This window comes from Streptomyces sp. NPDC058086 (assembly GCF_042885015.1).
Taxonomy (GTDB): Bacteria; Actinomycetota; Actinomycetes; order Streptomycetales; family Streptomycetaceae; genus Streptomyces.
In genome coordinates this window covers 50,696-57,227 of record NZ_JBHVST010000073.1, presented here as the reverse complement: position 1 = coordinate 57,227, position 6,532 = coordinate 50,696, and the positions used below count along the sequence as shown (strand labels likewise).

The 6,532-nt window shown below is 69.7% G+C and carries 7 protein-coding genes; 4 read left to right on the top strand and 3 right to left on the bottom strand.

Annotated elements, in window-relative coordinates:
• The first annotated feature begins 123 nt into the window (after positions 1-123).
• From ACFVWD_RS39660 to tpg, 4 genes are all read left to right on the top strand, one after another.
• Positions 124-366, top strand: coding sequence for a hypothetical protein (locus tag ACFVWD_RS39660; protein WP_389602837.1), 243 nt, complete (start codon positions 124-126; stop codon positions 364-366).
• A 230-nt stretch (positions 367-596) separates the two neighbouring features.
• Complete coding sequence (locus ACFVWD_RS39655; protein ID WP_389602836.1) at positions 597-980, top strand: hypothetical protein; 384 nt, start codon at positions 597-599, stop codon at positions 978-980.
• Positions 981-998: 18 nt separating this feature from the next.
• Entirely contained in the window at positions 999-3,233 is a 2,235-nt protein-coding gene (gene tap / locus ACFVWD_RS39650; RefSeq protein ID WP_389602835.1) for a telomere-associated protein Tap, read from the top strand.
• Positions 3,234-3,243: 10 nt separating this feature from the next.
• Positions 3,244-3,801 (top strand): telomere-protecting terminal protein Tpg, encoded by a 558-nt coding sequence (gene tpg, locus ACFVWD_RS39645; RefSeq protein WP_389602834.1) that lies wholly within the window; start codon positions 3,244-3,246, stop codon positions 3,799-3,801.
• Between the two features lie 214 nt (positions 3,802-4,015).
• Here tpg and ACFVWD_RS39640 read toward each other — a convergent pair whose 3' ends face one another.
• Genes ACFVWD_RS39640 through ACFVWD_RS39630 form a run of 3 tightly spaced genes read right to left on the bottom strand, consistent with a single transcriptional unit; the run spans position 4,016 to position 6,410 of the window.
• Positions 4,016-4,744, bottom strand: a complete 729-nt coding sequence (locus ACFVWD_RS39640; protein WP_389602833.1) for a CE1759 family FMN reductase — start codon at positions 4,742-4,744, stop codon at positions 4,016-4,018.
• Complete coding sequence (locus ACFVWD_RS39635) at positions 4,741-5,223, bottom strand: MarR family winged helix-turn-helix transcriptional regulator (RefSeq protein ID WP_382046232.1); 483 nt, start codon at positions 5,221-5,223, stop codon at positions 4,741-4,743. The genes ACFVWD_RS39640 and ACFVWD_RS39635 overlap by 4 nt, the downstream gene beginning before the upstream one ends.
• Entirely contained in the window at positions 5,223-6,410 is a 1,188-nt protein-coding gene (locus tag ACFVWD_RS39630; protein ID WP_389602832.1) for a CE1758 family FMN-dependent luciferase-like monooxygenase, read from the bottom strand. The genes ACFVWD_RS39635 and ACFVWD_RS39630 overlap by 1 nt, the downstream gene beginning before the upstream one ends.
• Positions 6,411-6,532: the final 122 nt, after the last annotated feature.

The window sequence follows — 6,532 nt, the reverse complement described above, 5'->3', positions numbered from 1 at the left end:
AGCGACATCCAGCCCCACCCTCGATCAGCGAACAGACCGATCATGGCAGCCCGGCACACTCATCATCACCGGTTTACGGATTTCCCAACGGAGTCGTGAACACCCGGGGTTCCGCGCTAGATCATGCTGAAAGCCGGGGCGGTACGCCGGCTGACCGTCCTGCGCGCGCACCGCATCGGATGGGGCCTATGGGCGGACCTGGTGGCCCTGCACCGCACCACCGGCACGGACGTGACCGTGGTGCACCACGCCGAACTCCCCGTCGACCTGGCGCGTCTGCTGCGCCACTGCGACCACCGCATCCTCACCACCCACGCCGGCGTGCGGGCGCTGCACCCGCCCGCGGGGACATTCGGGGAGCCTTAGGCGGGAAAACGGCAGCGGTATTCCCCCGTTCCACGCCGGTGGCAGATGCCGGGCCGCAGCACAGCCGTCGCACCGTTCCCATCTGCCGCCTCCCGGAACCGAGCCCTGCCACGGAGCCAACAGGCGACGGGACGGACCAGCGTGTGGGGAGCTGAGCCGACACAGCTCTCTCTGTCGTCAATGAAACAATGAATCGTTGTTTCATTGCCGGGGTGCGATACGGTGAGGGTATGCCACGTGATTCCCGCCAGCAGGCCCGTGACCGCCTGTCCGCACTGGCCCCCGCACCCGGGGACGACACCACGGCCGCGCGCCGTGTCGAGCAGGACGTATCGCTCGTGGGGCGGCTGCTGGCGGCCGTCGGCGAACAGAGCATCCACGGTCAGCAGCCGGGCGTGATCCCGGATGATGTGGGCGCGGCTCTGGGCCTGTTCGAGGACATGCGCGAGGAGCTGGACCGGCTGGAGACCCAGGTGGTCATCGAGGCGAGGCGCCGGGGCATGGACTGGCGGCAGATCGCCGTCCATCAGGGCCTGAACTCCTCCCAGGCAGCCTCCCAGCGCTACCAGCGGCTGATGACGCGGCTCGAAGAGATCCGCCAGGGCGTCCGGTAACAGTAGGAAGAAACGCAGATGACGCATCAGCCCGACGAGTTGTTCTCGGCTGTCGACTCACTCCTTGCCGCGGTCGACGGCGGCACTGTGCTGCCCTCTCCGACCGAGCGGGTGCGGTTGCGGGAGGCGGCCGGTCTGACCCAGGCAGCCGTCGCCCAGGCGCTGGGTGTGCGCGTACCGAGTATCACCGCGTGGGAGGCGGGCCGGGCCGAACCGAAGGGGGAGCGCCTGGAGGCATACCGCAGACTGCTCGACGGTCTCGCCCACCGCTACCCGCAGCCCGCCTTGCCTCCTGACAGCAATCCCGGCTTCCCGCCCAGCCCGCCGGCCCCGCCCGCCCCGCCCGCCCCCTCGCGCCCCGGACTCGCGGGCACAGGTCCGCAAAGCGTGCCGGTCGCCGCGAAGTCGGGCGTTTTGCAGCGCTCCGGCCACGCTGCCCGCCCGGCGAGGACCGGGACGCCGTTGTCCCGGCGGCCGACGGGGAAGGCGGCCGGTCCTGTTTCTGTGGAGGCCGACGACGACCTGCGCTTTGAGAACGGGCCGCTCGCCGTCATCGACGTTGACACAGACGGTCAGGTGCTGGCGTACTGCGTCGGCGGTCTGGTCCTGGACGTTCCCGCCAAGTCGATCCCGGCCCTGGTCGACTGGACCCTCAAGGAGGCCAGCCTCGGGCAGCCGAAGCTGTCCGGGCCGGGCAAGGACGCCGACCCGCTGCTCGTACTCACCGAGGCCGCACTCGAGCGCTACGGCCTGCCCGCCGCCCTCACCGAGGACGAGAGGCTCGCCGGGCGGATCCCGGAGGGCCACAAGGTCATCAAGCAGCTGTCCCGCGCGGAGTGGAAGCTCACCAAGCGCGGGTTCGGACCGTGGGCGCGGATCTACCGCGCGGCGCAGGGCTCCGAGCGGATGTGCGTGCAGCTGTGCATCCCGTCCTGGAACGCGCTCGACACCCGCCACTGGGGCCATGCCGCACAGCTGGCGCCAGCGGAACTCGCCCGGCTCCTGGGCGTGTACGCGTCCCGGGTGATGACGCCGCGCGGCTCCACCGCCGTGACCGGCCTGGAGCTGATGACCGCCTTCCACCCGCCGACGCGCGCCTCCGAGCCCGGCGCCGACGGCAAGCGGCACTCCGAGCACAACCCCGGCTCGCTGGGCAAGGACCCGGTCGACTGCGCGCCGTGCGAGGCCCCGGACGGGCACCCGCTCCTGGCCGGCCTGCCGCGTTTCCACGTGCGCGGCCCGGCGGAGAAGCTGTTCGAGGAGGCATACGACTGGGCGCGGCCGATGACCGATGCCGAGTGCACCCTGCGGCACCTGGTCGGCATCGACGTGAACATGGCCTTCGCCGCCGGAGCCAACGGCTTGGTCGTCGGGCTGGGCGAGCCGACACAGGTCAAGCAGCCGGTGTTCGACTCGAAGCTGCCCGGCTCGTGGCTGGTCGACCTGTCGCACGTCGACCTGTCCCGTGTGAAGGTCGGCAAGGACAAGTGGGCGGACCTGGACGCGAGTCTGCTGCCCAGCCCGTTCACACCGAAAGGCGAGCGACCGGAAGGCCCGGCCTGGTACGCCACGCCGACCGTGGCCTACGCGCAGGAGATCGGCTACGACGTACGTCCGGTCGAGGCGTGGGTGCGCTACGACAACGGCCGCTACCTGGACGGCTGGTACAACCGGCTGCGTGACGCCTACCTCGCCACGATGGCCGACCTAGGCGTCGGCGCGGACCTGTCGCCGGCCGACTTCCTGACGGCGATGGACGGCTACCGGCAGCGCGACCTTCAGCTGGCGCTCGTTGTCTCGGCGGTCAAGGCGACGGTCAAGGGCGGCCTGGGCAAGCTGCGTGAGCGGCCCCGTGGCGAGGGCTGGAAGCCCGGCCAGCCGTGGCGGGCGCTGTCCCGCCCGACGTGGCGGCCGGACATCCGCGCGGCGGTCATCTCCCGCACGCGGATCAACCTGCACCGCAAGCTCGTCAAGCACGCGGCGTTCACGGGGCAGTACCCGGTGGCGATCCTCTCGGACTGCGTCGTGTACGCGGCCGACGGCGAGAGCCCCCTGGACTTCCTGCCCTACCGGGACGGCAAGCCGCTGCCGGGCGGCTTCAAGCTCGGCGTGAACCCCGGCCTGGTGAAGTGGGAGGGCACCCAGAGCGTGCTGTGGGGCGAGGGCGTCCGCGAGCAGTTTGACGCCCCGGAACTCAACCTCGCCCGGTACATCAAGGACGGCACCGTCACCGACGCCGACAACGGGGAGTAGGTAGAGCGTGATGAGCATGTTCGGGGACGGCCTGGACGCCGCGGTGCAGAAGGCGTTCACGCGTCCGGCGCCCAAGAGCGCGCCCGCGCAGATGCGGTACCTGGTCAAGCAGCTCAAGGGCACCTGGGCCGTCGCCCAGATGCTGCGTATCTCCCAGCGCACGGTCGAGCGGTACGTCAAAGACCAGATCAAAAAGCCCCGCCCGGACCTCGCCGCCCGTCTGGAGAACGAGGTGATGAAGCGGTGGCAGCCGCAGATCCGAGCGAAGGCGCGGCAGAGGGCGGCGAGCACCGGCGGCATTGTCATCGACACCCGCGCCCGGATCGGCTACACCGCGCCGATCGGCACGACTGACGAAGACCGGCTGCGGCACCTGACGGTCGCGCTGCCACCCCAGTACGCTGCCCGCCTCTTCGGCGCCCAGGAGCAAGGCGCCAGCGACCAGCAGCTCCAGCAGATCGCCGCCGAAGCGCTCAAGGAGGTGTACTTCCAGGACAGCGGCCGCCGCGCCGGCCAGCTGGAGGAGGTCCGCCTTACCGACATCGAGCACCTGGAGTTCGACCTCTGACCCACTGTCACCTGGAAAGTCCGGGGCAGGTTGCGGGACCACGAAGGTCCGGTCGTTGTCGGAGCCGACGGAGGCGGTCAGGGCGCTGGCGAAGCCGCGCCGCTTGAGGTGGTAGCCGGCCGAGAGCCCCGACTGTCCGCCTCCTATGACCACCACCGTCGCGCGTCGGGCTGCTCGCTCGGATCCCGCCTGTCCCCTTTCCGGGGCGGGTGCGTCAACGTACATCGGCCCGGTCACCACCTTGAGGGCGTGCGCTTCCGCCGCTGGCGAGTCGCATGAGATCGGTGGTGAAGTCGACGTCGTCCAGGGACCGTTGCGCTCGTGTGGCGTTGCCGCCGAACTGGTGGTCGTAGTCACTCCAGTTGCTGTCGGCGATCTGCCGACCGGCTCCGCTGCGCAGCATGACGGAGAGCTCTTGTGCGGCTCGGGCGATGCGCTTGCCGAGGTCGGTCGACGCCCAGTCCTCGGGTGCGGCGTACAGGGAGGTGGGCACCGGGATGGTGCGCAGGAACCCGAATAGCGGCCGGAGCTGGTCGTCGACGACCATGGCGTGTCGTGCGCTTCCGCCCGTCGCGGCGAGAACGACCGGTTTGGCGATGAGCAGGTCGTTGTCGATCAGGTCCGCGAACGACTTGAACAGGCCGCTGATCCCCGCCTTGTAGACCGGGGTGGCGGCGATGACCGCGTCGGCCCGGGCGAGCAGTTCCATGGCCGACTGCACCTTCGGGTTCAGCATGCCGGAGACGATGCTCTGCGCGATGTCCGTGGCGAGAGGGCCGAGGTCGAGCGAGCGCACGGTGGCTGTCGTGCCCGACGCCCCGAGGGTGTCGACCGTCTTCTGTGCTATGCGGTCGGCGAGCAGCCGGGTCGAGGACGGATCGCTGACACCGGCGTTGACGACGGTGATCGTCACCGAGGTCGCGGCGGGGGCGAGGTCGTTCATGCGGTGTCCCTCGTGGGTGCCTTCGTGCGGTGGGCGGCAGAGGCCGGGGCCGCGGCGACCAGTGCGCGGCCGAGCTCACGCAGCGTCTCCAGTTGTTCGCGGGTCAGGGCCCGGGTCATCGCGGCCGTGACATGCCGAGCATGTGCGCGGCCGAGGCGCCGTTGCACTTCACGGCCTTCGGCGGTGAGAACGATGCGGCAGGCGCGGGCGTCGTCGGGATCGGGCCGCCGTTCGACGAGCCCTCGTTTCTCCAGGCGGGCGACGAGCCGGGACACCCCCGCCTGGGTGAGCAGAGCGTCGTCGATCAGGTCGGTGATCCGCAAGCCGTCCCTCGCTCCGGCCAGCGCGTAGAGCACGCCGTACTCGCGCGGCGGGAAGCCACCCCAGTCGCCCTCGTACTCGAACTCTCGCGCGAGGGTCGCCTGGGCCCGGAACATCGCCTCCCAGGCCTCGTTCGCCAGTCGGCTGACGCCGGCCATCAGAACGCCGCCGGGAAGCTGGCTTCGACGGCCGGGTCGCTGTCCTGGTACGGCGAGGTGCCCGACAGGTTGTCGCCTCGGTTCGGGTTCGGGCGCGGCTGACGCGGCTCGGCGTCGCCGTACTTCGCCTTGATGAGGGAAGCGTGCGTCGGGGCGTCCGGGACACCGGGCTTACGGCGGGCCGCCATCTCCTTGCGCAGCACCGGCACCACCTCGGTACCCAGCAGTTCGACCTGCTCCAGCGCCATGTCGACCGGCAGGCCGAGGGCGTCGACCGAGAAGAGCTGGCGCTGGTAATCCCCGAAGCCCTCCTGGAAGGTGAGGACCTTCTCGATCACTTCCTGGGGGCTGCCGACGGTCAGCGGCGTGCCCGCCATGTAGTCCTCCAGCTTCGAGCCGCGGAAGACCGGATAGTTCTCGAAGTAGGGCCGATAGGTGTTGACCGCGTCCTGGGAGCGCTTGGCGACGAACGCCTGGCCGCCCAGTCCGACGATGGCCTGCTCGGCGGTGCCGTGGTCGTAGTGCTCGTACCGTCGCCGGTAGAGCTCGACGATCGGCTTGAAGTGGAAGTTCGGGGCCAGGATGTGGTTGGCGAAGAACCCGTTGCCGTAGTACGCCGCCTGTTCGGCGGTCTCAGGGCTGCGGATCGAGCCGTGCCACACGAACGGCGGGACGTCGTCCAGCGGGCGCGGGGTGGAGGTGAAGCCCTGCAGCGGGGTGCGGAACTGTCCTTCCCAGTCGACCACGTCCTCGCGCCACAGCCGGTGGAGCAGGTTGTAGTTCTCCAGGGCGAGGGGGACACCCTGGCGGATGTCCTTGCCGAACCACGGATACACGGGCACGGTGTTCCCGCGTCCGAGCATCAGGTCGAGCCGCCCCTTGGCGACGTGCTGCACCATCGCGTAGTCCTCGGCGATCTTCACCGGGTCATTGGTCGTGATCAGGGTCACCGCGGTGCTCAGGATGATCCGTTCCGTCAGCGCCGCGATGTGGGCGAGCAGCGCCGGTGGCGAGGACATCACGAACGGTGGATTGTGGTGCTCGCCCAGGGCGAAGACGTCGAAGCCCACCTCGTCGGCCCGCCGGGCGATCTTGATCAGGTTGCCGATCCGCTCCGCCTCGCTCTGGGTACGCCCCGTAGTCGGGTCGGGTGAGATGTCACCGACCCCGAAGATGCCGAACTGCATGCTGTGCTCCCTGCTGATACATGACTTCGCATGCAAATCAAACAACATGACTGAGCATGCATTCCCCTGAGGCCGACCAGTGGCGCTGTGATCCCTGTCATAGCTCGTACGACGACTCGGAC

Coding starts and splice junctions, on each gene's coding strand:
- ACFVWD_RS39630 (WP_389602832.1), bottom strand. CDS start 6,410: ATGCAGTTCGGCATCTTCGGGGTCGGTGACATCTCACCCGACCCGACT.
- ACFVWD_RS39635 (WP_382046232.1), bottom strand. CDS start 5,223: ATGGCCGGCGTCAGCCGACTGGCGAACGAGGCCTGGGAGGCGATGTTC.
- tpg (WP_389602834.1), top strand. CDS start 3,244: ATGAGCATGTTCGGGGACGGCCTGGACGCCGCGGTGCAGAAGGCGTTC.
- tap (WP_389602835.1), top strand. CDS start 999: ATGACGCATCAGCCCGACGAGTTGTTCTCGGCTGTCGACTCACTCCTT.
- ACFVWD_RS39640 (WP_389602833.1), bottom strand. CDS start 4,744: ATGAACGACCTCGCCCCCGCCGCGACCTCGGTGACGATCACCGTCGTC.
- ACFVWD_RS39655 (WP_389602836.1), top strand. CDS start 597: ATGCCACGTGATTCCCGCCAGCAGGCCCGTGACCGCCTGTCCGCACTG.
- ACFVWD_RS39660 (WP_389602837.1), top strand. CDS start 124: ATGCTGAAAGCCGGGGCGGTACGCCGGCTGACCGTCCTGCGCGCGCAC.